Origin of the sequence: Aeromonas popoffii, from assembly GCF_000820025.1 — a bacterium.
Classification (GTDB): domain Bacteria; phylum Pseudomonadota; class Gammaproteobacteria; order Enterobacterales; family Aeromonadaceae; genus Aeromonas; species Aeromonas popoffii.
The window spans coordinates 147,523-172,526 of the sequence record NZ_CDBI01000091.1 but is presented as its reverse complement, the minus strand read 5'-3'; the positions used below and the strand labels follow the sequence as shown (position 1 = coordinate 172,526).

The 25,004-nt window shown below is 58.7% G+C and carries 27 protein-coding genes; 8 read left to right on the top strand and 19 right to left on the bottom strand.

Annotated features, from left to right (window positions below):
• Nucleotides 1-16 precede the first annotated feature (16 nt).
• The gene (gene ptsP / locus BN1129_RS19655; protein ID WP_042038816.1) at nucleotides 17-2,296 is read right to left on the bottom strand and encodes a phosphoenolpyruvate--protein phosphotransferase; all 2,280 of its coding nucleotides are present in this window, start codon (nucleotides 2,294-2,296) and stop codon (nucleotides 17-19) included.
• 13 nt (nucleotides 2,297-2,309) lie between these two features.
• Nucleotides 2,310-2,837, bottom strand: coding sequence for an RNA pyrophosphohydrolase (rppH, locus tag BN1129_RS19650; protein WP_042038815.1), 528 nt, complete (start codon nucleotides 2,835-2,837; stop codon nucleotides 2,310-2,312).
• Between the two features lie 732 nt (nucleotides 2,838-3,569).
• On the opposite strand from rppH, the gene mutH reads away from it, so the two are divergent.
• A complete protein-coding gene (mutH, locus tag BN1129_RS19645) occupies nucleotides 3,570-4,244 on the top strand; it encodes a DNA mismatch repair endonuclease MutH (RefSeq protein WP_042038813.1) in 675 nt (224 codons plus the stop codon).
• A gap of 82 nt (nucleotides 4,245-4,326) precedes the next feature.
• Entirely contained in the window at nucleotides 4,327-4,650 is a 324-nt protein-coding gene (locus BN1129_RS19640) for an isoamylase early set domain-containing protein (RefSeq protein WP_042038811.1), read from the top strand.
• A gap of 129 nt (nucleotides 4,651-4,779) precedes the next feature.
• Here BN1129_RS19640 and rplS read toward each other — a convergent pair whose 3' ends face one another.
• The 5 genes from rplS to ffh form a co-directional block, all read right to left on the bottom strand.
• Complete coding sequence (gene rplS / locus BN1129_RS19635) at nucleotides 4,780-5,127, bottom strand: 50S ribosomal protein L19 (protein WP_005313505.1); 348 nt, start codon at nucleotides 5,125-5,127, stop codon at nucleotides 4,780-4,782.
• Between the two features lie 32 nt (nucleotides 5,128-5,159).
• Nucleotides 5,160-5,909: a tRNA (guanosine(37)-N1)-methyltransferase TrmD gene (gene trmD / locus BN1129_RS19630; RefSeq protein WP_042038810.1), complete on the bottom strand. Its 750-nt coding sequence runs from the start codon at nucleotides 5,907-5,909 to the stop codon at nucleotides 5,160-5,162.
• Between the two features lie 34 nt (nucleotides 5,910-5,943).
• Nucleotides 5,944-6,465, bottom strand: a complete 522-nt coding sequence (gene rimM, locus BN1129_RS19625; RefSeq protein ID WP_042038809.1) for a ribosome maturation factor RimM — start codon at nucleotides 6,463-6,465, stop codon at nucleotides 5,944-5,946.
• Between the two features lie 24 nt (nucleotides 6,466-6,489).
• On the bottom strand, nucleotides 6,490-6,738 hold the full coding sequence (rpsP, locus tag BN1129_RS19620) for a 30S ribosomal protein S16 (RefSeq protein WP_021141082.1): 249 nt from the start codon (nucleotides 6,736-6,738) through the stop codon (nucleotides 6,490-6,492).
• Between the two features lie 182 nt (nucleotides 6,739-6,920).
• A complete protein-coding gene (gene ffh / locus BN1129_RS19615) occupies nucleotides 6,921-8,297 on the bottom strand; it encodes a signal recognition particle protein (RefSeq protein WP_042038808.1) in 1,377 nt (458 codons plus the stop codon).
• A 202-nt stretch (nucleotides 8,298-8,499) separates the two neighbouring features.
• On the opposite strand from ffh, the gene BN1129_RS19610 reads away from it, so the two are divergent.
• Together BN1129_RS19610 and BN1129_RS19605 are read left to right on the top strand one after the other, a co-directional pair.
• Nucleotides 8,500-9,291 (top strand): cytochrome C assembly family protein, encoded by a 792-nt coding sequence (locus BN1129_RS19610; RefSeq protein WP_042038807.1) that lies wholly within the window; start codon nucleotides 8,500-8,502, stop codon nucleotides 9,289-9,291.
• A gap of 43 nt (nucleotides 9,292-9,334) precedes the next feature.
• The gene (locus tag BN1129_RS19605; protein ID WP_042038805.1) at nucleotides 9,335-10,615 is read left to right on the top strand and encodes an HlyC/CorC family transporter; all 1,281 of its coding nucleotides are present in this window, start codon (nucleotides 9,335-9,337) and stop codon (nucleotides 10,613-10,615) included.
• 30 nt (nucleotides 10,616-10,645) lie between these two features.
• Here BN1129_RS19605 and BN1129_RS19600 read toward each other — a convergent pair whose 3' ends face one another.
• Nucleotides 10,646-11,113, bottom strand: coding sequence for an Rrf2 family transcriptional regulator (locus BN1129_RS19600; protein ID WP_042038804.1), 468 nt, complete (start codon nucleotides 11,111-11,113; stop codon nucleotides 10,646-10,648).
• A 111-nt stretch (nucleotides 11,114-11,224) separates the two neighbouring features.
• Here BN1129_RS19600 and hmpA point away from each other — a divergent pair, with 111 nt between their 5' ends.
• A complete protein-coding gene (hmpA, locus tag BN1129_RS19595; protein WP_042038803.1) occupies nucleotides 11,225-12,418 on the top strand; it encodes an NO-inducible flavohemoprotein in 1,194 nt (397 codons plus the stop codon).
• A gap of 101 nt (nucleotides 12,419-12,519) precedes the next feature.
• Here the strand turns inward: hmpA and BN1129_RS23910 are convergent, their stop codons facing one another.
• From BN1129_RS23910 to BN1129_RS19560, 6 genes are all read right to left on the bottom strand, one after another.
• The gene (locus tag BN1129_RS23910; protein WP_042038802.1) at nucleotides 12,520-13,119 is read right to left on the bottom strand and encodes a tetratricopeptide repeat protein; all 600 of its coding nucleotides are present in this window, start codon (nucleotides 13,117-13,119) and stop codon (nucleotides 12,520-12,522) included.
• A gap of 530 nt (nucleotides 13,120-13,649) precedes the next feature.
• A complete protein-coding gene (gene mdh / locus BN1129_RS19580) occupies nucleotides 13,650-14,585 on the bottom strand; it encodes a malate dehydrogenase (RefSeq protein ID WP_042038801.1) in 936 nt (311 codons plus the stop codon).
• Between the two features lie 221 nt (nucleotides 14,586-14,806).
• The gene (gene artM / locus BN1129_RS19575; protein ID WP_042038800.1) at nucleotides 14,807-15,469 is read right to left on the bottom strand and encodes an arginine ABC transporter permease ArtM; all 663 of its coding nucleotides are present in this window, start codon (nucleotides 15,467-15,469) and stop codon (nucleotides 14,807-14,809) included.
• A 3-nt stretch (nucleotides 15,470-15,472) separates the two neighbouring features.
• Entirely contained in the window at nucleotides 15,473-16,123 is a 651-nt protein-coding gene (gene artQ, locus BN1129_RS19570) for an arginine ABC transporter permease ArtQ (RefSeq protein ID WP_042038799.1), read from the bottom strand.
• Between the two features lie 3 nt (nucleotides 16,124-16,126).
• Nucleotides 16,127-16,864, bottom strand: a complete 738-nt coding sequence (locus tag BN1129_RS19565) for a transporter substrate-binding domain-containing protein (protein ID WP_042038798.1) — start codon at nucleotides 16,862-16,864, stop codon at nucleotides 16,127-16,129.
• A gap of 25 nt (nucleotides 16,865-16,889) precedes the next feature.
• Nucleotides 16,890-17,630: an ATP-binding cassette domain-containing protein gene (locus BN1129_RS19560; RefSeq protein WP_042038796.1), complete on the bottom strand. Its 741-nt coding sequence runs from the start codon at nucleotides 17,628-17,630 to the stop codon at nucleotides 16,890-16,892.
• A 201-nt stretch (nucleotides 17,631-17,831) separates the two neighbouring features.
• Here BN1129_RS19560 and argR point away from each other — a divergent pair, with 201 nt between their 5' ends.
• Nucleotides 17,832-18,302 carry a transcriptional regulator ArgR gene (gene argR / locus BN1129_RS19555; RefSeq protein WP_005308670.1) on the top strand — a complete coding sequence of 157 codons (471 nt, stop codon included), beginning with the start codon at nucleotides 17,832-17,834 and terminating at the stop codon, nucleotides 18,300-18,302.
• 88 nt (nucleotides 18,303-18,390) lie between these two features.
• On the opposite strand, the gene BN1129_RS19550 is transcribed toward argR, so the two are convergent.
• From BN1129_RS19550 to glnK, 5 genes are all read right to left on the bottom strand, one after another.
• Nucleotides 18,391-19,296, bottom strand: coding sequence for a Dyp-type peroxidase (locus BN1129_RS19550; RefSeq protein ID WP_042038795.1), 906 nt, complete (start codon nucleotides 19,294-19,296; stop codon nucleotides 18,391-18,393).
• A gap of 102 nt (nucleotides 19,297-19,398) precedes the next feature.
• Nucleotides 19,399-20,433 (bottom strand): ABC transporter ATP-binding protein, encoded by a 1,035-nt coding sequence (locus tag BN1129_RS19545; RefSeq protein WP_042038931.1) that lies wholly within the window; start codon nucleotides 20,431-20,433, stop codon nucleotides 19,399-19,401.
• Between the two features lie 74 nt (nucleotides 20,434-20,507).
• Entirely contained in the window at nucleotides 20,508-22,133 is a 1,626-nt protein-coding gene (locus BN1129_RS19540; protein WP_042038793.1) for an ABC transporter permease, read from the bottom strand.
• A 39-nt stretch (nucleotides 22,134-22,172) separates the two neighbouring features.
• On the bottom strand, nucleotides 22,173-23,180 hold the full coding sequence (locus tag BN1129_RS19535) for a Fe(3+) ABC transporter substrate-binding protein (RefSeq protein WP_042038792.1): 1,008 nt from the start codon (nucleotides 23,178-23,180) through the stop codon (nucleotides 22,173-22,175).
• Between the two features lie 251 nt (nucleotides 23,181-23,431).
• Nucleotides 23,432-23,770: a P-II family nitrogen regulator gene (gene glnK / locus BN1129_RS19530; protein ID WP_042038791.1), complete on the bottom strand. Its 339-nt coding sequence runs from the start codon at nucleotides 23,768-23,770 to the stop codon at nucleotides 23,432-23,434.
• A gap of 201 nt (nucleotides 23,771-23,971) precedes the next feature.
• Here glnK and arfB point away from each other — a divergent pair, with 201 nt between their 5' ends.
• Together arfB and BN1129_RS19520 are read left to right on the top strand one after the other, a co-directional pair.
• On the top strand, nucleotides 23,972-24,388 hold the full coding sequence (gene arfB, locus BN1129_RS19525) for an alternative ribosome rescue aminoacyl-tRNA hydrolase ArfB (protein WP_042038790.1): 417 nt from the start codon (nucleotides 23,972-23,974) through the stop codon (nucleotides 24,386-24,388).
• Between the two features lie 43 nt (nucleotides 24,389-24,431).
• On the top strand, nucleotides 24,432-24,950 hold the full coding sequence (locus tag BN1129_RS19520) for a methylated-DNA--[protein]-cysteine S-methyltransferase (RefSeq protein ID WP_042038788.1): 519 nt from the start codon (nucleotides 24,432-24,434) through the stop codon (nucleotides 24,948-24,950).
• The last annotated feature ends 54 nt before the right edge of the window (nucleotides 24,951-25,004 follow it).

Sequence of the window (25,004 nt, the reverse complement as noted above, 5' to 3'; positions counted from 1 at the left end):
GGACAAGGCATGATTATCAATCAGTCTGTTTCGTTTTGTGACCGGCCCGCAGCAAGCCGCCCAGACCGTGCTCTTCCAGGTAGCGGGCGAACAGGCCGCGCAGCACGTGAGGATTGTCGTGCTTGAGGCCGTCGGCCATCAGCGCGGTCAGCTCGCTCAGGGTCGATTGACGCAGCACGTACTTGATCCTGGCGATATTGTGGGTGTTCATACTGAAGCGGCGATAGCCCATGGCCAGCAACAAAAGCACACCGACCGGATCGCCGGCCAGTTCGCCACAAACCGACACCGGCTTCTGGTAGCGATGGGAGGCATCAACCAGCTGTTGCAGGGCGCGGATCACCGCAGGATGGAAAGCGTCGTAGATGTTGGCGACGCGGGCATTGTTGCGGTCCACCGCCAGCAGGTATTGCGTCAGGTCATTGCTGCCCACCGACCAGAAGTCGATGAGCGGCGCCATCTCGGGCAGTATATAGAGGGCGGACGGCACCTCTATCATCACTCCCAGGCTGGGGTAGCGGATCACCGCATCGCGGCTGGCCGCCTCTTCCGACACTTCTCGCCAAGCCTGGTCCAGCAACCGACGGGAAGCCCTGATTTCGCTGACGCTGCTGATCATCGGCAGCATGATGGCCAGATTGTCCAGCCCCTCGCTCGCTCGTAGCATGGCCTTGAGCTGGACCAGAAACAGTTCGGGGTGATCCAGAGTGAGCCGGATCCCCCGCCAGCCAAGGAAGGGATTTTCCTCGACGATGGGGAAATAGGGCAGCTGCTTGTCTCCCCCCACGTCCAGCGTGCGCATGCACACAGGACGATTGCGATAGGTTTCCAGAATGCCGCGATAGCGCGCCGTCTGCTCCCACTCGGAGGGGAAGCTGTCCTGCAGCATGAAGGGGATCTCGGTACGATAGAGCCCAACCCCGTCTGCCAGATGATTGAGGGAGATCTCGGTGTCGGCACTCAGGCCAGCGTTGAGCAGCAAGGAGACAGGGGTGCCATCGGCGGTTTCCGATGGCTGACTGTCGACGCTGCGCACCAGGGTATCGAGCGCCCGCTCCTCGTTGAGCAGTTGCCGATACTCGGTCAGGATCACCTGATTGGGCTCGATGAAGAGATCGCCGCTGTAGCCGTCGACCACCAGCATGCGACCGCCGATGTCGCCGAGCGGCAGATCCACCCCCATGATAGCCGCGACCCCCATGGCACGGGCTAAAATGGCGGCATGGGAGTTGGTACCGCCCTTGAGGGAGACCACCCCGGTCAGGAATTCCCTCGGCACCTCGGCAAGTATGGTGGCCGTCACCTCGTCGGCCACCAACACCACGGGCTCGCCGACCGTGATATGTTCCGGTTCATTCTGCACCAGCCGGCTGATAAGCCGCTGGGCTATGTCCTTCACATCGGTGGAGCGCTCCTGCAGGTAGGGATCCTTCATCCCCTTGAACTGGTCGATCAGTCGGTCGCTGATGAGCTTGACCGCCGACACGGCCGTCCAGTGCTCCTTGCTCACCTTGTTGCGGATGGGCTTGATGTAACCGGGATCGTTGAGCAGATGCAGATAAATGTCGAAGATGGCAACCGAATCCTCGCCGTAGCTCTCGCGAAACCGCAGTGCCAGACTCTCCAGATCGTGGCGTACCTCTTCCACCGCGACGTTCAGCCGCTCCAGCTGCTTGGCGTGCTCCTCATCCTTGCGTGGGGTGATGGAGCTGAGCTCCTTGCGGGGCCGCCACACCCAGGCTTTGGCCATGGCAATACCGCTGGCCCCGGCGATACCGCGCAGCGGCTTGCTCCAGTCGGTCTTCTGCAACCACCCCTTGGCTTGCGCCTGGGCGATGCGGGCCGCCAGCTGAGCCGCCAGCGTGACCATGAAGGACTCCTCCCCCTCATCGAAAAGGCGACACTCCTTCTGTTGCACCACCAAAATGCCCACCACTTGGCGCTGATGCATGATGGGGGCGCCAAGGAAGGAGCGAAACGCTTCTTCGGCGACATCGGGCAGAAATTTGAAACTGGGATGGGAGGGGGCATCAGCCAGGTTGATCAGCTCTTCCCGCTGACCCACCAGACCGACTATACCCTGCTCAAATGGCAGGATCGCCTTGCCCACCGCCGACTCGGCCAGCCCATCGGTCGCGGCCAGCCGGTAGCGGCGCATGTCCGGTTCAGAAACATAGACGGAACAGCAGTCCACCATCATGGCCAGCCGGGTCTGACTGACCAATGCCTGCAGAGCCAGCTCCAAGGTGTTGGCTTCGGCCATGCTTTCGACGATGCGTCTGAGTTCCGTCAGCAACTAGGTGTGCTCCTTAGCGAGAGCGGTTGCGCCGCCCATCTTTCCGATTAACTTGCACCACGAGCACTGGCATCGCCAGCGGAGCAAACTCTTTCATCACCCGTCGATAGACTTCTCGCTTGAAAGAGACAACCTGGCGTACCGGATACCAGAAGCTGACCCAACGCCAATCATCAAACTCGGGGTGACCATGACAACCGAACTGGATTCTGGACTCCCTGTCAGGATCCAGTTGTAGCAAGAACCATTTTTGTTTTTGGCCAATACAGACCGGTGAACTGTCCCAACGAACAAGGCGTTTGGGTAAGCGGTACTTCAGCCAGTTGCGACTGGTGGCCATGATGGTCACATCCTCGGGCTTGAGGCCTATCTCCTCATACAGCTCACGATACATGGCCTGCTCAGGCGTCTCACCGTCATCAACTCCCCCCTGCGGAAACTGCCAGGAGTGCTGCCCATAGCGCTTAGCCCACAATACTTGCCCGTCACGGTTACAGATCACGATTCCGACATTGGGACGAAACCCGTCGCCATCTATCACGTGATCACCTTATAAAGGCTGAATCTATAAGGAGATTGTTCCACATTCACCCCGTGGCAGCAAACAAGGACTGCAATCCCCCACTCATGAATAACTTTCAATTTCAAGCCGACTTATAAACAAATCCAAGGATCAAACCCCGCAAGTTGCCCACCCAGACTGTGCATAAGCCTGTGATCAAGCAGGTATATACAGTAGTTTTTTTTATCTGCTCTACTCAAGGAACCAGCATGCGGCATGGTTTATAAAACTAAAAATCCATTTGAATACAATGTGTTATGCGCACTTCACTGGATCAAGATCCATGTCTTTCCCGGCCAAAGATCCGGGATCCTGATTGTGAACAAGTTCATCTGCTCAAAGATCCACCACGGCTAATTTATCCACAGGAGTGGCACACTATCTGCCCTGCCATCGCAGCAAAAATCGCTGCCGTTTCACATTTTTTTGTAACAACACCCCCACTATCACCACTTTGAGCCAGTTATCCAAGATTTCTGTGGATAACTGTGTGCAACAGCATGAGTAAACCCTTGGACAACTATTCCAAGCCGGGATCCTGCGTGGAAAAGATCGGTACAATAAAGACAAATTCGTTAAAAATCATTATGATAAGTAATAAGGTGCAAAATCCCCCCCCCAGTGCAACCCCTCGGCAGGATCGGTTATAAAAACAGCGATCCTCACCAAGGAGCAGACTTGCTAGAATAATCCCCTTTGCAGGAGTCATTCATGCCCACCCAGCCCCAGTCCGAGCAGGAGTTATTGAGCCGAGCCCATGCCATGGCAGGCTTCACACTGGCACAGCTGGCTGCCGATGCAGGCCTCGCCGTCCCCCGGGATCTGAGACGGGACAAAGGCTGGGTCGGCCAGCTGATCGAGTGGCAACTGGGTGCCAGCGCCGGCAGCAAGCCAGAGCAGGACTTCCCGGAACTTGGCATAGAGCTCAAGACGATCCCCATCGATCCTCAGGGCAAACCCCTGGAGACCACCTTCGTCTGCGTGGCGCCGCTGATCGGCGTCAGCGGCCAGCGCTGGGAGCAGTCAAACGTGCGCAACAAACTCTCGCGGGTGCTCTGGATCCCGGTTGAGGGAAGTCGCGATATCCCGATAGGCGAGCGCCGGGTCGGCATGCCGCTGATGTGGAGCCCTAATGAGGAGGAGGATCGGCTGCTGCGCCAGGACTGGGAGGAGTTGATGGACATGATAGTGCTGGGAGAGGTGGAGCAGATCAGCGCTCGCCACGGTCAGGTGATGCAACTGCGCCCAAAGGCCGCTAACAACAAGGCGCTGACCCGCGCCATCGGTCGCAATGGCCAGCCGATCCTGACCCTGCCACGGGGCTTTTACCTCAAGACAGGATTCACCCACGGCCTGCTGCAACGCCACTTTGCCTTGCCCGTTTGATCTGTTCTATCAACATCCTTGTCATAAAGTGATATAAAAATAGGCAGAACCCCTTTCTTCGCACCAATGACAAGGAGGCGTCATGCCGATCAACAAGCAATTCCTCAAGTCCCGTCCCGAGGTCAAGGTGACCTTCGCGGTGGAAAAAGTGGCTGCCGGTGAGGCAGAACAGGTACTGCTGCTGGGGGAATTTAGCCAGTGGCAACCCATAGAGCTCAAACGGATGAAGAGCGGAGAGTTTAGAACCACCCTCAACCTGCCCACCGATGGTCCCAGCCATTTCGAATACTGCTACCAGCTGGTGAAACCGAACGGAGAGACACTCTACGACAACGATTGGGAGGCGGACGACTATGTGCCGGGCCCCTTCGGACGTGACAACTCAGTGGTGCGTGTCAGCCAGTAGGCGACGACCAGAACACTGGCACATCTGGCCAGCCCCCGGATTGCGGACACAAAAAAGGCTCGCCATTGGCGAGCCTTTTCACTACCTGTCGAGCTATTTGCCGACATATCGACACCAATTCGAATCGAATTAGTTGAGCTTCTCTTTGATACGAGCAGCTTTGCCGGACAGGTTGCGCAGGTAGTACAGTTTGGCGCGGCGAACATCACCACGACGCTTCAGTTCTACACTGTGGATCAGCGGAGAGTGAGTCTGGAATACACGCTCAACACCTTCGCCGTTGGAGATCTTGCGAACGGTGAAAGCAGAGTGCAGACCGCGGTTACGCTTGGCAATAACGATGCCTTCGAAAGCCTGCAGACGCTCTTTGCCACCTTCTTTAACACGAACTTGAACACGTACAGTGTCGCCCTGGGCAAATGCCGGGATGTCGGTACGCAGTTGCTCTTGCTCAAGCTGCTGAATAATCTTGCTCATTGTCTTTCCTTACCTAGGATAAACTGAAAACTCTACTTAACGCTGTCACGCACTTCGCGGACATACTCGGCAAGAAGTGATTCTTGCTCGTCAGTCAGAGCTAGGTTGTTAATAAGTTCCGGCCTTCTTTGCCAGGTTCGTCCGAGCGACTGTTTGAGACGCCAGCGTCGAATCACTTCGTGATTGCCGCTTGTCAGCGCCTCTGGCACCGCCAATCCATCCAACACCTCCGGCCGAGTGTAGTGGGGATGATCCAGCAAGCCATCCGTGAAGGAGTCCTGCTCGGCACTGGCCTGATCACCCAAAACCCCCGGGACCAGACGCGAAACCGCATCGATCAGGGTCATGGCAGGCAACTCGCCACCACTTAACACGTAATCCCCGATAGACCACTCTTCGTCGACTTCGGTTTGTATCACGCGTTCATCGATACCTTCGTATCGACCGGCTACCAGAATCAGCTTCTGATTCGTCGCCAACTCGGTTACGCCCGCTTGAGTCAGCTTGCGTCCCTGAGGGGAGAGATAGATGACTTTCGCCCCGTCTCCCACCGCTTGCTTGGCTGCATGAATCGCGTCACGCAGCGGCTGAACCATCATTAACATGCCGGGCCCACCACCATAAGGACGATCATCGACCGTACGGTGTTTGTCGTGGGTAAACTCCCGGGGGTTCCAGCACTCAATCTGCAGCAGGCCACTCTTGACGGCCCGACCCGTTACCCCGTGCTCGGTAATGGCTCGGAACATTTCAGGGAAGAGGCTAATGACCCCAATCCACATAAGAAACCTCCGGCACCCGTGTTAGCGCGGGAAACTAGAAACCAGGATCCCAATCAACTTCGATTGTTCGAGCAGTCAGATCAATATGCTTGATCACCTGCTCTTCCAGGAACGGAATCAACCGCTCCTTTGCGCCAAAGGCATCTTTTACATTGGCCTCAACCACCAACACATCGTTGGAGCCGGTTTCCATCAATTCGGTCACCTTGCCCAGGTCGTATCCCTTGGTGGTCGATACCGAGCAACCAATCAGGTCACGCCAGTAGAACTCACCTTCAGGCAACGCAGGCAACAGATCAGCGGGTACGCCAATCTCGACATTGGTCAATGCCAGGGCATCTTCACGCAGATCGATACCATCGATTTTGCAAATCAGACCCTTGTTGTGACGCTTCCAGGCCGAAACCTTGAGTTCACGCCACCCCCCGTTCTGATTGATCAGCCAGGGGTTGTAATCGAAAATCGCTTCGGCAACATCGGTGAAGGAGTTCACTTTAAGCCAGCCCTTGATGCCATAAACGGTACCCAGGGTGCCCAGAACTATAGGTTTTTCCACCTTAACTCCTTACCGTTGGGCTGATTAAGCAGCTTTGGCAGCGTCTTTGATCAGCTTGGCAACGCGGTCAGAAACAGCGGCACCAGTAGCAACCCAATGCTCGATACGAGCCAGGTCCAGGTTCAGCTTTTCGGCAGAACCAGAAGCAACCGGGTTGAAGAAACCAACGCGCTCGATGAAGCGACCGTCACGGGCGCAACGGCTGTCAGAAACTACTACCTGGTAAAACGGACGCTTTTTCGCGCCACCACGTTGTAAACGAATGGTTACCATATCGTCCTCATTAACATCTAATGAACAAGGCCCGCAAACACGCGGACCCTAGCTTAAAATAAGCCGCGTAATTCTACTTGGATTCGTAATAATTGCAACCAAGCCAGCCATTTTTTGCACAAGGCTCACAATGAAAAGGGCCCACCTCTGGTGAGCCCCTGGCCTGGCTGAAACGGTCGGGATCAGAAGGGGCCGCGACCGCCACCGAATCCTGGTGGCAACATGTTCTTCATCTGCCCCATCATCTTGCGCATGCCGCCCTTGCCGGACATCTTCTTCATCATGCGCTGCATCTCGGTGAACTGCTTGAGCAGCTTGTTCACGTCCTGCACCTGCATGCCGGAACCTGCGGCGATACGGCGCTTGCGGGAGCCCTTGATGAGGTCGGGATGGGCACGCTCCCTGGGCGTCATGGAGCTGATGATGGCCTCCATCCGCACGGTCAGCTTGTCATCCATCTGATCCTTGACGTTGTCCGGCAGACCGGACATACCGGGCAGCTTGTCGAGCATGCCCATCATGCCGCCCATATTGCGCATCTGGGCCAGTTGTTCGCGGAAGTCTTCCAGATCGAAGCCCTTGCCACTCTTGACCTTGTTGGCCAGCTTGGCGGCTTTTTCCTTGTCGACATTGCGCTCCACTTCCTCGATCAGCGACAGCACGTCGCCCATGCCAAGGATGCGGGAGGCGAGACGATCCGGGTGGAACGGCTCCAGCGCATCTGTCTTCTCGCCCATACCGATGAACTTGACCGGCTTACCGGTGATGTGGCGCACGGAGAGGGCTGCACCACCGCGAGCGTCGCCATCCGCCTTGGTGAGGATCACGCCGGTGAGCGGCAGCGCCTCGTTGAACGCCTTGGCTGTGTTGGCGGCATCCTGACCCGTCATGGCGTCCACCACGAACAGGGTCTCGATCGGCTTGATGGTGGCGTGAAGATGGATGATCTCGTCCATCATGTCGCTGTCGACGTGCAGACGACCGGCGGTATCCACTATCACAACGTCATAGAACTTCTTGCGCGCCTGATCGATGGCGGCAGTGGCGATGTCGACCGGCTTCTGGCTAGCGTCGCTTGGAAAGAAATCGACGCCGATGTCGCTCGCCAGCGTCTCCAGCTGCTTGATCGCCGCGGGGCGATAGACGTCGGCACTGACGACCAGCACCTTCTTCTTGCTGCGCTCTTTGAGCAGCTTGGCCAGTTTACCTACGGTTGTGGTCTTACCGGCACCCTGCAGACCCGCCATCAGTATGATGGCCGGCGGTTGGGCGGCCAGGTTGAGCTGCTCGTTGGCTTCGCCCATCACCGAGACCAGTTCACCGTGTACTATCTTGATGAAGGCTTGGCCCGGACTCAGGGACTTGGCCACTTCCTGGCCAACCGCCCGCTCCTTGACGCGAGCCACGAAGTCCCGCACCACCGGCAGAGCGACGTCCGCCTCGAGCAGCGCCATGCGGACTTCGCGCAAGGTATCCTTGATGTTCTCTTCGGTCAGGCGACCGCGCCCACTGACATTGCGCAAGGTGCGCGAGAGTCGTTCAGTCAAATTCTCAAACATGACGGATTCCGGTTCTTGGCGTAATAAATTGGGGGCATTATAACCCAGAGCAGACGCGAGGACGATTATTCACCGCGCGGCAGCCATGGGGACCTTCTCTTTATATATGGGCAGATCGGCGGCTGCACAACTGGCGAGCACATCTTGTGCAAGGTATACTGCCTCTCTTATTCCCAACAGCCTGTTCAACAACGACCTGGTTATGATCGTGATCTCTGTTCTGGCCCTGGCGTTTTATCTGCTGGCCATCATCGCCTCGCTGCACCTGCTGCTCAGTGCCAAACCTGTGGGGCAAGTTCCCCTGTTTGCTTGTATCGGACTGGCCCTGATCGCGCACGGCGCCGCTGTGGCCGGCGAAGTGCTGGTGACCCATTCCGGCCAGAACCTGAGCATGCTCAACGTTGCATCTCTCGTGAGTCTCATCATCGGCTGCTTCATGACCTGCGTCACCCGCCGCTTCAACGGCTGGATCCTGCTGCCGGTGGTCTACAGTTTCTCCGCTCTGCTGCTGGCCGCCAGCGCCCTGATCCCGGGCCGCTATATCACCCATCTGGAGGCCCATCCCCAGCTGCTGCTGCACATAGGACTGGCACTGATGGCCTATTCGGTGCTGATGATCGCCTGTCTGTTCGCGCTACAGCTTGCCTGTCTGGACAGACAGCTCAAGTCCCGCAAGATCAGCCAGTTGCCAGCCATGCCGCCCTTGATGACGGTCGAAAAGCGGCTGTTCCAGCTCATCTCGGCGGGCCTGTTCCTGCTGACCCTCTCCATCGCCTCCGGCCTCTTCTTTCTGGAAGACATGTTCGCCCAAGGCAAATCCCACAAAGCGATCCTCTCGATCCTGGCCTGGTGCGTCTACATGCTGCTGCTGTGGGGTCATCACACCCGTGGCTGGCGCGGTCGCAAGGTCATCACCTTGAGCCTGATCGGCAGCTTCATCCTGACCCTGGCCTATTTCGGCAGCCGCTTCGTCAAAGAAGTCCTGCTGAGCTGATACCCATCCCCCTTTACTCATCCACCCCCCACAGGAGCCCTTCTTGGACAGCATATCAACGAGCACATTATTGATTGTTCTCGTTATTTTGATCCTCTTATCTGCTTTTTTCTCAAGTTCTGAAACCGGCATGATGTCGCTCAACCGCTACAAACTGCGGCATCTGGCTCAAACCAAGCACAAGGCTGCCCGTCGGGTAGAGAAGCTGCTGTCCCGCCCGGATCGCCTGCTGGGTCTGATCCTGATCGGCAACAACCTGGTCAACATCCTCGCCTCGGCCATCGCCACCATCGTCTGCATCAGACTGTTTGGCGCCTTCGGGGTAGCCATTGCCACCTTCGGCCTGACCCTGATAGTGCTGGTGTTTGGCGAGGTGACCCCCAAGACACTGGCCGCCATGTACCCGGAGAAGATCGCCTATCCCGCCTCCTGGATCCTCAAGGGGCTGATGGTGCCGCTCTACCCCTTTGTCTGGCTTATCAATGGCATCACCAGTGGCCTGCTCAAGCTGCTTCGGCTCCATCCCAGCAAGGATGACGCCCTCAACACCGAGGAGCTGCGCACCATAGTCAACGAGGCGGGCAGCCTGATCCCCCAGCGCCATCAGGAGATGCTGCTCAGTATTCTGGATCTGGACAAGATGACGGTGGAGCACATCATGGTGCCGCGCAGCGATATCTATGCCATCGACATCAACGATGACTGGAAGACCATACTGCGTCAGCTGGCCCACTGTGCCCACACCAAGATCCTGCTCTACCGCGACAACATCGACGATGTGGTGGGCTTCCTGCACGCCCGCGATGCACTGCGGCTGATGGCTAGGGATCAGTTCAACAAGTCGAGCCTGCTGCGGGAAGTGGACGAGATCTACTTCATCCCGGAAGGCACGCCGCTCAACGTGCAACTGGCCAAATTCCAGCGCAACAAGGAGCGGATCGGCCTCATAGTGGATGAGTACGGGGATATTCAGGGGTTGATCACCCTGGATGACATACTGGAAGAAATAGTCGGCGACTTCACCACCTCCATGACACCGGCGCCCAGCGACGAGATCCACCCCCAGCCGGATGGCTCGTTTCTGGTGGAAGGCTCGGCCAGCATTCGTGAGCTGAACAAAGAGATGAGCTGGCGACTGCCCATCGACGGGCCCAGAACCCTGAACGGTGTCATCCTGGAATACCTGGAGGAGATCCCCCAGCCCAACATCAGCCTGCGGCTCGCCGGCTATCCCATCGAGATCCTGGAAGTGGAGAACAACATGGTCAAGATGGCGCGGATCATGCCGGACTTATACCGTAACGAGTCGAGATTCGAAGATTGAAAAAAGGCTGCCGATGGCAGCCTTTTTATCTCACTCGCTCTCCTCATCCGGCTCCAGCACCAGGGTCGGGATCACGTCACCGAACACCTTCTGCAACTCCTCGCGATTGGCAAGCAGATCTTGCAGCGTGTAGCTGTCCATCACCGCCAAAAAGGCATTCATCGCCCCCTTCAGTGCATTCTTCAGCAAGCAGACAGAGACGATGTGGCAGACGGGTGAGTTGCAGTCGATGCCATCCAGATTGCCCTCCAGCGCCCGGATCACCTGACCGATATTAACTGTCTCCGGCGCGCAGGCCATGCGGATCCCGCCATTCTTGCCGCGCTGGGATTGTAGATAGCCCAGCTTCACCAGTTGATTCACCACCTTGACCATATGGTTGCGGGAGACGCCATACAAGGCGGAGACCTTGGCCACGCTCGACAATTCACCCTGTGGCAAGGTCGCCAGATAGAGCAGAGCTCTCAATCCAAAATCGGTATAGCTAGTTAGTCTCATAGTGCCTGTGTCGCATAACGCGAAAAATTGATTATTGATTCATATCAAATAAACATCTAGGATGCAGCTTATTAAGTGACATTTTAGATGTTCAATTAGTAAGGACCTCCTATGTTAGACCAAGCCACCATCGCCGTCATCAAAAGCACCATCCCTTTGCTCGAATCGGCGGGGCCAGCCCTCACCCAGCACTTCTACCAACGCATGTTCAGCCACAACCCTGAGCTGAAAGATATTTTCAACCTGGCGCACCAGCGAAGCGGCGGTCAACCGCTGGCGCTGTTCAACGCGGTGGCGGCTTACGCCAGGAATATCGACAACCTGGGAGCCCTGGCCGGAGCGGTAGAACGCATCGCCCACAAGCACACGGGTTTCCTGATCCAACCGGAACAATATCACATTGTAGGTAGTCATCTCTTGGCCACGCTCAAAGAATTAGGCGGAAGTGCGGTCACCGAGGAGGTGCTGGATGCCTGGGGCAAGGCTTACTGTGTGCTGGCCAGTATCTTCATCGGCCGGGAGAGCGAGATCTATCAGGAGAAGGCGAGCGAGATCGGTGGCTGGCAGGGTCCTCGCGCCTTCATCATCAAGGAGAAACGGGTCGAGAGCACACTCATCACCTCTTTCGTGCTGGCGCCCGTCGACGGCAAACCCGTACTGCATTTCAAACCGGGCCAGTACCTCAGCATCAAGCTGGCCCACCCAGAGCTCGAATATCAGGAGATCCGCCAATACTCTCTCTCTGATGCGCCGAACGGTCGCGATTACCGCATCAGCGTCAAGCGCGAGCCGCAGGGTCAGGTTTCCAACCTGCTGCACGACCATCTGCATACTGGCGATCAGGTGGATCTGATGCCGCCAACCGGCGACTTCTTCCTCCAGGCCAATGCCACCACCCCCGTGGTGCTGCTCTCCGCCGGTGTGGGCCTCACCCCCATGCTGAGCATGCTCAACCAGCTGCTGGCCAAAGGCCATGCTGCCGACATCTGCTGGCTGCACGCCTGTGAACAGGGTTCCTTGCACGCCTTCAAGGAGGATATCCAGCGCAAGCACGAACAACACGACTTGCTACAGAGCCGGGTCTGGTATCGGGAGCCGGGGGCTCTGGATGAGCAAGGGAAGGACTACGACTTCCACGGCACCATGAACGTGAGCCAGGTGGCCGAGTTGCTGGCACCGCAGGCCCACTACTATTTCTGTGGTCCGCTTGGTTTCATGCAGGCGATCAAGGCGCAGTTGAGCGCGATGGGCATTCCAGCCGATCAGCTACACTACGAAGTTTTTGGCCCCCATCAGGATCTTTAAACGGGGCGGCCACGTATAAAGCAAGGAGGATCCAGCCTGTCACGGCACGGCGGCTGGCACCTCCCGACCCACGGATGCAGATCCGTGGGTCGTTTTTTTGGTCAGTGCATCGCCTTGGCTCGGGCGATGGCGTTGGCCGGCATCCGGTTGCCCAGCCGGCTCAGCAGAGTGGCCGCCCTCTGGTGCTGGGCCTTGTCACCAATGACGGTGCTGTGCAGCCAGTGATAGGCCTCTTCATAATCCAGCGGGCTGCCCATCCCCTGCAGCAGCATCTCGACCCACTCGACCTGTGCCCGTTGAAACCCCAGTCTGGCGGCTTCACGCATCAGGGTCTCGGCCCTGACCAGATCTTTCTGCACCAGGGTGCCCTTCCAGTAGTAGCGGCCCAGCTGTTCCAGCGCCGGTGCCAGCCCCTGATTGGCCGCGTCCCACATGAATTTGACCCCAAGCTCGGCATTGGGCTTGATGCACACCCCCCAGGCCAACATGTCGCCCCACAGGAACTGATAGGCAGGCACCTTCATCACCTCGGCCCGCACCTCTATATCCTGAGTAAGCTGGCACCTGTCCTGCTTCACCTGTTGCAAGTGACGCCCCTGTGCAATCCAGTTGAGCAACTCATCCTGGCGGTAGAGGGGGACTGCCTGCAAATTGCGGCTGTCGATACCCAGACCGCCGCCACCCGATGGGGTGCTGGTCATGGGTCGGCTGGTCGGAGAGAGCCCGCTCTCCGCTGTGGCTGCGGGGGATGAGGTCGCGGGCGCAGATTCAGTCACAACGGCAGCGGGCTCCGCTGCTGGTGTCGACTCGGACGCCACAGGCAATGGTGCGGCAGCGGGGACTGCGTCAGATCCAGCAGGCTGGGCGGCGGCAGACACTGCGGGCGGAGCTGCAACCGCTGGCGACTCGGCGGCAGATACTGCGGGCAGGGATGCAACTGCTGGCGACTCGGCGGCAGACACTGCGGGCAGGGGGGATGCTATCGCTTGCTCGGCCGCTGACACCGCGCGGCTCGGTGTGGATGCGGCGGCGGATGCCTGAGGCTCCGCGCCCTGTACCTGGGTGGTCAGCAAACAGACAAGGCCGACAAGGGTAAGTGGTTTCATCATAAGGTTCTCCTGCTGCTCTCTGTTATCGGCAGCCGGCCCCATCCCCTTAGCCCGTCGCCATCTGCATCTGTCACCCATAACAAAGGGGAGCCGAAGCTCCCCTTGTTTGTCAGCCATACGGCTTACTTGACGAAGTCGACACCCAGCTGGATATCGGCTTTCAGGGTGGCTAGCATGCCATCCATCGCCGCTTGCTCGAAGGCACTCAGCTTGCCGTAGTCCAGCACGGTTTCGACACCGTTCTTGCCCAGCAGTATGGGTTGCGCGAAGAAGGCGGCGTGCTTGCCATCCCCTTCGACATAAGCACACTCGATGACATTGGCTTCGCCCTGCAGGCCCTTGATGAGAGACAGACCGAAACGGCAGGCCGCCTGGCCCATGGAGAGGGTGGCAGATCCGCCACCGGCCTTGGCTTCCACCACTTCGGTACCGGCGTTCTGGATACGCTTGGTCATGGCAGCCACTTCCTCGGCAGAGAAGCTGGCCCCTTCGATCTGGGACAACAGCGGCAGAATGGTCACGCCACTGTGGCCACCGATCACGTTGACACGCACCTTGTCGACGTTCAGACCCTTGGCCTCAGCCACGAAGGTCTCGGCACGGATCACGTCCAGGGTGGTGACACCGAACAGGCGGCGTTTGTCATAGACACCGGCTTTCTTCAGCACTTCAGCGGCGATGGCGACCGTGGTGTTGACCGGGTTGGTGATGATGCCGATCAGTGCTTTCGGGCAGGTAGCAGCACATTTTTCCACCAGATTCTTGACGATACCGGCATTGATATTGAACAGATCGGAACGATCCATGCCGGGCTTGCGCGCCACACCGGCGGAGATCAGCACCACATCGGCGCCGACCAGAGCCGGGCTCGGATCTTCACCGCAGAAACCTTTTACTTTCACGTCAGTCGGGATATGGCTCAGATCGACCGCCACGCCCGGAGTCACCGGGGCAATGTCATACAGGCTCAGTTCGGAGCCAGCAGGAAGGCGATTTTTCAACAGCAGAGCGAGGGCTTGGCCTATGCCACCGGCGGCACCCAGAACGGCAACTTTCATGATCAACTCCATGTTTAAGCGTAGGTTTAAGGTTGTTTCTTGTTGTGGGCCCAACATTAATGGATCCCCCCCTAAAAAACAATCTGATAACAGTTGTAATCACGGGTTCTGTGAGCCAAGAAACAGGCGGCGAATAAAAATGGGGGAAAATGCAGAAAATCAGAGGGAAAGCACAGATTTCCTGCACTTCCCCCGACCATAAATAGGTAGATATACCGAACTCAGGCCTGGAATGCCAGGGCTCGCCGCTCACACCAGCGGAACCCAATTGTTAACAATCCGTTCATGGTCAGATAGAGGGCACCGGCCACAGTGAACACCGCCAGGGTGTCATAAGTCTGGGCGTTGAGACGCTGGGCCAGACCCATCACATCCATGATGGTAATGGTGCTGGCGAGCGAACTCCCCTTGAGCACCAGGATCACCTCGTTGGAATAGGCGGGTACCAGCCGCCGGGCGGCGTGGCGTACCTTCATCCACAAGGTCTGCCCGGCCGAGAAACCGAGCGCGCGGCACGCCTCCACCTCGCCGGATGGAATGGCATCCAGTGCCCCCTTGAACAGCCGGGTAGAGTAAGCCGCCGTGTTAAAGCCAAGGGCCAACACGGCGCAGAACCAGGGCTGCTTGAGCAGCGGCCAGAGCGGCCCGGACTTGAGCCACTCGAACTGTCCCGGCCCGTAGTAGATGAGGAAAATCTGGATGAGCAGCGGCGTGCCGGTGAAGATCAGCACCCACAGCTGTACCAGCTGGGTCGCCACCGGAATGCGCAACTCCAGCACCCAGGTCATCAGGAGCGCCAGCGCAATCCCCAGCAGCAGACTGAGCAGAGTCAGCTCCAGCGTAGTAACCAAACCGCCCAGCAGGGTGATGAAATACTCTTGCATCAGTTAGCCTCCGTAGCGGCGGGTATAGCGGGCAGCCAGACTCAAGCCATATTCACTCACCAGACTGATCGCCAGATAGATGAGGGCAGCAGCGGCATACCAGGTGAACGGCTCATAGGTGCTGGCCGAGGCCATCTGCGCCTGACGCATCATCTCGTTCACCCCGATAAGGGAGACCAGCGCCGTATCCTTGAGCAGCACCAGCCACTGATTGCCAAGGCCCGGCAGGGCGTGACGCCACGCCTGCGGCAGCACGATGCGAAAGAAGATGTGACTCTTGCCAAAGCCGAGCGCCAGCGCCGCCAGCCGTTGCCCGGCAGGCACGGCATTGAGCGCCGCCCGCAGGGTCTGGGTCGCATAGCTGGCAAACAACAGGGAGAGCGCCAGCACACCGCAGGCGAACGGGCTGAACTCGACATACTCACCCGTGATGAGGAACAGCAGCTGCGTCGAGCCGAAGTAGATGAACAGCACCACCAGCAGCTCGGGCAGGCCACGGATCAGCGTGGTGAGTGTGGCCACCGGCCACACCAGCGCGCGCTGCTTGCTGAGCTCGGCGGCACTGAACGCCAGTGCCAATACCATGCCCCCGACCAGTGATGCCAAGGCCAGCCCGAGGGTCATCCAGGCTGCATCCAACAACAGGCTCAACATGGCTTACTGCGCGAAGTATTTGTCGAAGATTTTCTGATAGGTGCCGTTGGCCTTGATCTCGGCCAGCCCCTTGTTCAGCTGAGTCAGCAACTCCTGATTGCCCTTGGCGACCGCGATGCCAAAGCCGGTACCGAAGTACTTGGCATCGGTCACCGGCGTACCCACCACGGCATACTCCTTGTGCTGCTTGAGCCAGTCGGCTGCGACGGCGGTATCCGCAAAGACGCCGTCGGTACGGCCGTTCATCATATCGAGGAAGGCGCTCTGGTAGCTGGCATAAGGCACGGTCAGCAGACCCTTGCTCACCCAGTTATCCACCAGATAGGACTGGTGAGAGGTGCCGTTCTGCACGCCGACAGTCTTGTCCACCAGCTCTTCCGGTCCCTTGAAGGCGCCCTTCTTGGCCACAAAGACGGCGGAGTTCTCGTAATAGATGTCGGAGAAGTCGACCTGGGCAGAGCGCTCCGGGGTCACGTCCATGGCGGCGATAGCGGCGTCATAGCGACGGAATTTGAGGCTGGGGATCAGGCTGTCAAAGGCCTGGTTGTGGAAGCTGCATTCCAGCTTGGCCTGGGCGCAGATCGCGCGGGCCAGATCGATGTCAAAACCCTGGAACTCGTTCTTGTCATCCAGGTATTCGAACGGAGCATAAGTTGCCTCGGTGGCGAACTTGATCTCCTTGGCCAGCACAGAGGTGCTCAACAGGCCCATGGCAGCAACCAGCAATAGACTTTTTTTCATCACAGCTTCCTTATCGATTTGAATATCAATGCATCAAGAACTCGGCAAACCGGCTGGTTTGCGGAGAGTTGAAAATGGCGGCAGAGCCGGATTCGATGATCCGTCCCTTCTCCAGATAGATCACCTGACTGGCCACCTTGCGGGCGAACTCCACCTCGTGGGTCACCACGACCTGGGTGATGCCGGTCTGGCCCAGATTGCGGATGATCTCCGCCACCTCTTTGGTGATCTCGGGATCGAGGGCCGCCGTCGGCTCGTCAAACAGCAGCACCTGCGGATCCATCATCAGGGTACGGGCGATGGCCACCCGCTGCTGCTGACCGCCGGACAGCCGGGCAGGCCAGGCATCGCGCTTATCCGCCAGTTGCAGCTGGGTCAGCAGATAGGCGCCCTTCTCGATGGCAGCCGCCTTGCTCATGCCGAGCAACTTGACGGGGGCCTCGATCAGGTTCTCCATCACGGTCAGATGTGGCCACAGATTGTACTGCTGGAATACCATGCCCACCTTGCGGCGCAGCGCCTGTGTCTGACGGTTGAATTCGGCGGCAGAGAGGCTGGACGGGAAAGAAAATTCACTTTCACCTATGCGCAATACACCGGCATCCGGCGTATCCAACAGGTTCATCATGCGCAGCAGCGAACTCTTGCCGGCACCGCTTGGGCCCAGCAGCACCAAGGTTTCACCGGGAGCAGTCCGAAAGCTGACATCTTGCAGTACCGGCACCTTGTGCCAGGATTTTTCGATACCGATTAATTCAATACCCATACAGCCCAATTGAATAAGTTTTCAAAATTTCGTCCCGATTTTAGCCCCAAGATGGGTGGATGCAAGCTAATTTTGAATCAATATGCAGAACAAGCGCCGCTTCCTTGCAAAATTAGGCACATGAATGCAAAATGGACTCGCTGTTCATATCTGCCGCCTGAGCGTGACAGGCCGCCATACCTCCTCATTCGTGAGTCCAAGATGAAGCATAACGACAAGCAAGAAAAACTGGCCAAGGCCTTTAAAGCCTTGCTGAAAGAAGAACGATTTGGCTCCCAGGCAGAGATAGTGACTGCCCTGCAAGAGATGGGCTTCGAGAACATCAACCAGTCCAAGGTATCACGCATGCTGAGCCGCTTCGGCGCCGTTCGCACCCGCAATGCCAAGATGGAGATGGTCTACTGCCTGCCGGTGGAACTGGGCGTGCCCACCACCTCCAGCCCGCTCAAAAACCTGGTACTGGACGTCGACCACAACGGCGCCCTGGTGGTGATCCACACCAGCCCGGGTGCAGCCCAGCTCATCGCTCGCCTGCTCGACTCCCTCGGCAAGGCGGAAGGGATCCTCGGCACCATCGCCGGTGATGACACCATCTTCATCACCCCGACCAGCGACACCGACATCGAAGAGCTCTACCTCTCCGCCCTCGAGCTGTTCGAACAGACCCCTTAATCAGGCTCGTCCGTCCCGCTGTGGTGACGCCCCCTGAACGAAAAATCCCGGCCAAGGCCGGGATTTTTGTTGGTGACGTCAACCGCGCTTATTTGCCCCTGGAAACCAGATAATCCTCGGAAGGCGCAAAGAAGGCGGCCCCGGTCACGGCCCTGGTGAAACGCAGCAGATGGTCGAAGTGACTGCCCTCCCCCTTGTACATGCTGGCCAGCATGGCGTTGAAGTGCAGCGGCGTGCTGCAGCAGGAGATGAAGTAGAGCCCCTGCTCGGTCATGGTGCCCCAGGGCATGCTCTGGCGCAGTATCTCCATGGACTCACCCTTGGGGGTCTTGAGATTGACTCGCTTGATGTGGGCGGTCAGCGGCTTGTCTGCCGACTCATACTCTATGTTGTCGGCCTTGGTGCGACCTATGATGTCTTCCTGCTCCTTCAGAGCCAGCGCCTCCCAGTCGCTCATGGCATGCACCCAGCGCTGGACGTGGATATAGGAACCCCCGGCAAATTCGCCGCCGCCCAGCAGCGCCACTTCGGCCCTGTGCTCATCCTGCGGGTTTTCGGTGCCATCGACGAAGCCGGTCAGGTCCCGGCAATCCAGATTGCGGAAACCGCGCACCTCTTCAGCCAGTACCACCAGCCCCGCCAGCAAAGCCATCACGCGCTGACCGGCGTGGTGCAGCACATCCACCCGATCGGCGCGCAACTGCACGAAGAGATCAAACGGGGTATTCGGCGCCTGCTGACCGTTGGCGGATTGCGCCATGAAGCCACGGAACTGGGGCGGACGGGCGGCAGGGTAGAGACCATCCCAGGCATCGGCACCGACGGCGACCAGACCGCTGAAACCGGCATCGGGAAAATCGGCGGCAACCGCCGCCCACAGGGCGGGCAAGCTGGCCAGACGGGCCACCAGTTCGGCGCCGTCGCCGGTGCGATTGAACATCAGATAGAGGGCGTGCAGATTCGACTCTGCACAGATCCCGGCTTGGGCTTTCATATCTCTCTCCCCTGAACAGGCATTAGCGATGTTGGCATTGCGTTGCGCGATTATAAACCAGAGTGAATCCAGTTCCTTGATTTCACAACGATATCAGCTCTGTCACGGCAGTGGATCAAACAGCACGAGCGCATGCGGGGCAAGGTTGACCCGTGCCCGCATCCCGCCAAGCGGCTCGCCAATGCTGGCCTCGAGCCGCTGGCCGCCACACTCGAACAACACCCGGCAGTGATGACCGAGAAACTGCTGCTCCAGCACCACCAGCTCACCGCCGTCGACGGCCTCCAGCAACAGTTGCTGGGGTCTGAGCATCAATTGCAGCAACTCGCCCACGGCACGGCCGTGAGGCTCGGTGCCGCACACCACCCCCAGCGACGTCTGCACGCAGTGGCTGTCTACCACCTCGGCGGCCAGGTAGTTGACCCCGCCAAGAAACTCCGCCACGAAGCGGTTCTGCGGGCGGCGATAGAGCTGCTCCGGCTGACCCACCTGCTCTATGTGGCCGGCACGGAACAGCGCCAGCCGGTCGGCGAAGGCGAACGCCTCCTCCTTGCTGTGACTGACGAAGATGGCGCCAATCCCCTGCTGCTTGAGCAGGGCGCGGATCTCGAGAATAAGCTTCATCCGCACCTGGGTATCTATGTTGGAGAAGGGCTCGTCCAACAGCATCAGCCTGGGCTTGCACACCAGAGCGCGGGCGATGGCGACCCTCTGCTGCTGACCGCCGGAGAGCTCATGCGGATAACGCGCACCCAGCCCCTGCAGATTGACCAGCGTCAGCGCCTCATCCACCTGCTGCTGGCGAATGCGGCGATCGAGTCGGGTCAGGCCGAAGCCGACGTTCTCGGCCACCGTCAGGTGGGGAAAAAGGGCGTAATCCTGAAAGATCATGCCGATGTTACGCGCCTCTGGGGGTTCGCTGGCATCCGGCCCGTCGAGCAGGGTATCGCCGAGGCGAATAGTGCCCTCTGCCAGCGGCAGCAGACCGGCGATGGCCTTGAGCAGTGTGGTCTTGCCACAACCGCTAGCGCCCAGCAGACAGACGATCTCGTTGTCGGCCACTATCAGCGAGAGCTGTTCCAGCACATTGCGGCCGTTGTAACGGCAACTGACATTTTCAACCTGCAAGCAAGACACGGCTGACTTCCTCATATTCTTTTGGTTCAGACCGACCTGCGGCCGGACAACATTGCAGATATTCATCTGCCCGCTCAGTGACCCGGACTATCCAGACTGCGGTTGACCCAGATGAGCGGCAGCAAGCCCACCAACACGATGACGATGGCGCCGAGCGCCCCCCGCTCCAGCATCTCGTCCGACACGAATTGATAGACGTGGGTCGCCAGGGTGTCGAAGTTGAAGGGCCGCAGCAGCAGGGCGGCAGGCAGCTCCTTCATCGATTCGATGAACACCAGCATGGCGCCGGCAAACAGGCCTCGCCGCACCAGCGGTAGATGAACCCGGCGCAGCATGCCGCCATCCCCTTGCCCCAGGGAGCGGGCAGCCATGTCGAGGCTGGGGGAGATCTTGCCCATGCTGGTCTCCACCGAGCCGATGGCGATGGCCACGAAGCGGACCAGATAGCCGAACACGATGGCGGTGATGGTGCCGGTCAACAGCAGGCCGGGGCCCTGGCGACCAAGCCACTCGGCCAGATCATTGATGGCAAAATCGAGGGCCGTCAGCGGCACCAGCACGCCGATGGCCAGCACGGTACCCGGCATGGCGTACCCCATGGCAGAGATGCGCAGGGGCAGCAGACTCTTGAGCCCGCCATCGAGGCGACGGAAGAAACCGAGCAGCAGGGCGATGCCCATGGCAAGCAGGGCGGTCAGCGTCGAGATGAGCAGACTGTTGCCGGCGAAGCGGACAAACTCCGGCGTCCAGGAGAGTTCGAAATAGCGCACCCCGTAATCGAGCAGGATGACGAATGGCAGACCGAAACCGGCCAGCACCAATCCCCAGCACCAGAGCCCGGCCGCTGCGCGACTCACCCCCTTGAGCGGGTAGCGTAGAGGCTGCTCATGGCCCATGGATTTCTGGAACACCTGCTGCCGGCGGCGAGAGCGGCGCTCCAACGCGATCAAGAGCACCACCGCCAGCAGCATCAGGCAGGAGAGTTTGGCGGCAGTGGCCAGGCTGCCGTAGCCGAGCCAGGTATCGTAGACCGCCGTGGTCAGGGTATTGATGGCAAAGAAGTGGACGGTGGCAAAGTCGGCCAGGGTCTCCATCGCCACCAGCGACACGGCCACCATGATAGCGGGGCGCGCCAGCGGCAGGCTGAGGCGACGAAAGCTCTGCCAGGGCGTACAGCCAAGCAGACGGCTGGAGTGGATCAGGCTGACCGACTGCTCCAGAAAGGAGGCGCGGGCCAGCAGATAAACGTAGGGGAACAGCACCAGCGCCAGCACCCAAGCGGCGCCGCCCAGGGAGCGAATGGCCGGAAACCAGTAATCGGCCGGACTGTTCCAGCCAAAGAGTGAGCGCAATCCGGCCTGTAGCGGACCCGAGTAGTCGAGCAGATCGGTATAGACGTAGGCGACGATATAAGAGGGCATGGCCATGGGCAACATCAGCGCCCACTGTAGTGCTCGGCGCCCCGGCACCTGACACATGGCGACCAGCCAGGCGGTGGGTACGCCAAACAGCAGGCTGAGCAGCACAACCCCCGCCACCAGCGCCAGCGTATTGGCCAGATAATCGAGCAGCACCGTATCGACGAGGTGACGAAACAGGTCTCCATCTGCCGAGAAGGCAGAGAAGATCAGGGCGAGCACCGGCAAACCCAGCAGCAGGGCGGTGGCCCAGCTGCCGGCAATCCATCCACAATTTTTCATGAGACCACAGAAGTTGATGGGGCCCTTGGCCCCATCTGATTACAAGTCGAATTTCACTTCATCCAGCAGCTGCAAGGCGTCCTTGCGGTGCTTGGCATAATCGCTGACCGGTAGCGCGTCAGACTTGAAACTGCCCCAGGCCTTGACCATGGCGGACGGCTCGACCCCGGCCTTGACCGGATACTCGGCATTCACGTCCGCATACATGTGCTGGGCCGTGTCGCCAGCCAGAAACTCCATCAGCTTGCGCGCTTCATCTTTGTTCTTGGCGTGCTTGGTCATGGCCACGCCGCTCACGTTGACGTGAGCGCCACGGTCAGCCTGGTTCGGGAAGTTGATATAGACCGCATCGGCCCAGGACTTCTGCGCCGGATCTTTCAGCATGGCGCCCAGGTAGTAGCTGTTGCCGAGCGACAGGTCACAGATGCCATCTTTGATCGCCTTGACCTGATCCCGGTCGTTGCCCTGCGGCTTGCGCGCCAGGTTGGCCTTGACCGCTTCCAGCCAGGTTTTGGTCTCGGCCATGCCGTGATGGGCGATCATGGAAGAAACCAGCGCCACATTGTACTCGTGCTTGCCGCTGCGGGTACAAATTTTCCCTTTGAATTCAGGCTTGGCCAGATCTTCGTAGCTGATGGTGTCCAGCTTGCCGAGGCGATCCTTGCTCGAATAGATGGCACGCACCCGGGTGGTCAGGGCGAACCAGCGGTTCTCCGGGTCACGATAGATAGCGGGAATATTCTCCTGCAGGATCTTGCTGTCTACCGGCTGCACCAACCCCTTGTCCACCAGATCGGTCAGCCGGCTGATATCAACAGTCAGCATGAGATCGGCCGGGGAAAGCTTGCCTTCCCGCTCCAGACGCTCGTTCAGCCCCTCTTTGGCGAACACCACGTTGACCTTGATGCCCGATTCCTTCTCGAACTGCTGGATGATGGGCTTGATCAGCTCATCCTGCCGGTTGGAGTAGACATTCACTTCCCCTGCCGCCAACGCTCCCTGAGCAGCCAGGGTCGAGAAAGCCAGTGCCAACATCTTCATTTTCATCATCCATTCCTTGAGTTGCTATATCGAGTGATAACCATTGCTGTTTGTATTTTGCATTGGCCTCGACAGCGGGATCAAGAAAACATCGAGTGCGGGATCACATATTTAAACGCCTTGCAAACAAAAGGGCCGGATAGAATCCTATCCAGCCCCATCATGGAGTCCATCCGCGACTTCACATCGGCAATCTGTCCGGTCTGGCCAATCCGCAACAGAGTCCCCTTGCTCAAACCAGCATCACGCGCGAGAGTTCAGAGCGCCTCGTCGTCGCTCTCGCCGGTGCGAATGCGCACCGCCTGTAGCAAGTCATAGACGAAGATCTTGCCGTCACCAATCTTGCCGGTGTAGGCCGCCTTGCAGATCGCCTCTATCACCCCTTCGACGTTGTCATCGACCGTCGCTATTTCCAGCTTTACCTTGGGTAAGAAGTCGACCTGGTACTCGGCTCCCCGGTATAATTCGGTGTGCCCCTTCTGACGACCAAACCCTTTGACCTCGGACACGGTCAGGCCCTCGATCCCCAGGTTGGCGACCGCTTCGCGCACATCGTCCAACTTGAACGGTTTGATAATCGCAGTAATCAGCTTCATCTGGTTGCTCCCAATCCATGGTATGTCATGAATTGGGAGTCAATTCTCGTGCCAAGTCTTTTTATTGTTAAATTTCAAAAGGATAGTTTTTTATTCTGGGATAGGCACCCCACAATATCACTCAGGGAGCGCATCTCGCCCCATAATGAGGCACCAAGCTGAACCAGCCTCTCCCGATGCACCAAACAAGAGCACAGCAGTATGTTAGTCATCTCCAACAGCGTGACCCTGCCCTGGCATGAGCTGCAGTTTCAAGCCATGCGAGCTCAGGGCGCCGGCGGCCAGCACGTCAACAAGACCGACTCCGCCGTCTGGTTGCGCTTCGATTACCGCAGTTCCCCCAGCCTGCCAGATCTCTACAAGGAGGGACTCGACAAGCTGAGCGACAGCCGGGTACACGACGGTTTTATCCAGATCCGCGTCGAGACCCATCGTAGCCAGGACATGAACCGCAAGGAGGCCATGAGCCGCCTGGTGGAGCTGCTTAAAAAAGCCGCCTGGCGTCCCAAGGCCCGTCATGCCACCAAGCCGACCCGCAGCTCCCAGCGCAAACGAGTCGACGCCAAGAAGCGCAAGGGCGACATCAAGTCGGCCCGCGGCAAACCCGTGCTGGAGTAATGCTGCCAGCCTTACGACTTGCCCACGCCAAGGATGAGAGAAGATGAGATACAGTTTTTGCGACAGCGCCCACGGTCCCCTGCTCATCGCCATCGATCGGGATGGCCTGCGCCACGTGGAGTTCATGCAGGGTGAACGCCCCATCATGCCAGCCCCGCAGTGGCGCCAGGATGATCTGGCGCTGGCGCCCTACGTCGAGCAGTTTGCCGCCTATTTCGCTGGCCACCTGCAGCGCTTCGATCTGCCGCTCGCCGCCAAGGGAACCCCCTTCCAGCAATCGGTATGGCGCGCCCTGTGCGACATTCCCTACGGCGAGACCGTCAGCTATCTCGAAATAGCCCAGTCCATCGGCAATCACAAGGCGGTACGCGCAGTGGGGGCCGCCAATGGCCGCAATCCCCTCAGCATCATAGTGCCCTGTCACAGGGTGATTGGGCGCAGCGGCCAGCTGACCGGTTATGCCGGCGGCATACCCATCAAACGCTGGTTGTTGGCTCTGGAACAACAGAACGGCCATTCATGCAGGCTGACCCCTGATGGGATGACAGCGGCATCCCTGTAAAACACTGGTTACTGGCTCTGCAACAACAGAACACCAACTCATTCAGGCTGACCC

Coding starts and splice junctions, on each gene's coding strand:
- mutH (WP_042038813.1), top strand. CDS start 3,570: ATGCCCACCCAGCCCCAGTCCGAGCAGGAGTTATTGAGCCGAGCCCAT.
- BN1129_RS19640 (WP_042038811.1), top strand. CDS start 4,327: ATGCCGATCAACAAGCAATTCCTCAAGTCCCGTCCCGAGGTCAAGGTG.
- rplS (WP_005313505.1), bottom strand. CDS start 5,127: ATGAGCAAGATTATTCAGCAGCTTGAGCAAGAGCAACTGCGTACCGAC.
- trmD (WP_042038810.1), bottom strand. CDS start 5,909: ATGTGGATTGGGGTCATTAGCCTCTTCCCTGAAATGTTCCGAGCCATT.
- rpsP (WP_021141082.1), bottom strand. CDS start 6,738: ATGGTAACCATTCGTTTACAACGTGGTGGCGCGAAAAAGCGTCCGTTT.
- ffh (WP_042038808.1), bottom strand. CDS start 8,297: ATGTTTGAGAATTTGACTGAACGACTCTCGCGCACCTTGCGCAATGTC.
- BN1129_RS19610 (WP_042038807.1), top strand. CDS start 8,500: ATGATCGTGATCTCTGTTCTGGCCCTGGCGTTTTATCTGCTGGCCATC.
- BN1129_RS19600 (WP_042038804.1), bottom strand. CDS start 11,113: ATGAGACTAACTAGCTATACCGATTTTGGATTGAGAGCTCTGCTCTAT.
- hmpA (WP_042038803.1), top strand. CDS start 11,225: ATGTTAGACCAAGCCACCATCGCCGTCATCAAAAGCACCATCCCTTTG.
- BN1129_RS23910 (WP_042038802.1), bottom strand. CDS start 13,119: ATGACCAGCACCCCATCGGGTGGCGGCGGTCTGGGTATCGACAGCCGC.
- mdh (WP_042038801.1), bottom strand. CDS start 14,585: ATGAAAGTTGCCGTTCTGGGTGCCGCCGGTGGCATAGGCCAAGCCCTC.
- artM (WP_042038800.1), bottom strand. CDS start 15,469: ATGCAAGAGTATTTCATCACCCTGCTGGGCGGTTTGGTTACTACGCTG.
- artQ (WP_042038799.1), bottom strand. CDS start 16,123: ATGTTGAGCCTGTTGTTGGATGCAGCCTGGATGACCCTCGGGCTGGCC.
- BN1129_RS19565 (WP_042038798.1), bottom strand. CDS start 16,864: ATGAAAAAAAGTCTATTGCTGGTTGCTGCCATGGGCCTGTTGAGCACC.
- BN1129_RS19560 (WP_042038796.1), bottom strand. CDS start 17,630: ATGGGTATTGAATTAATCGGTATCGAAAAATCCTGGCACAAGGTGCCG.
- argR (WP_005308670.1), top strand. CDS start 17,832: ATGAAGCATAACGACAAGCAAGAAAAACTGGCCAAGGCCTTTAAAGCC.
- BN1129_RS19550 (WP_042038795.1), bottom strand. CDS start 19,296: ATGAAAGCCCAAGCCGGGATCTGTGCAGAGTCGAATCTGCACGCCCTC.
- BN1129_RS19540 (WP_042038793.1), bottom strand. CDS start 22,133: ATGAAAAATTGTGGATGGATTGCCGGCAGCTGGGCCACCGCCCTGCTG.
- BN1129_RS19535 (WP_042038792.1), bottom strand. CDS start 23,180: ATGAAAATGAAGATGTTGGCACTGGCTTTCTCGACCCTGGCTGCTCAG.
- glnK (WP_042038791.1), bottom strand. CDS start 23,770: ATGAAGCTGATTACTGCGATTATCAAACCGTTCAAGTTGGACGATGTG.
- arfB (WP_042038790.1), top strand. CDS start 23,972: ATGTTAGTCATCTCCAACAGCGTGACCCTGCCCTGGCATGAGCTGCAG.
- BN1129_RS19520 (WP_042038788.1), top strand. CDS start 24,432: ATGAGATACAGTTTTTGCGACAGCGCCCACGGTCCCCTGCTCATCGCC.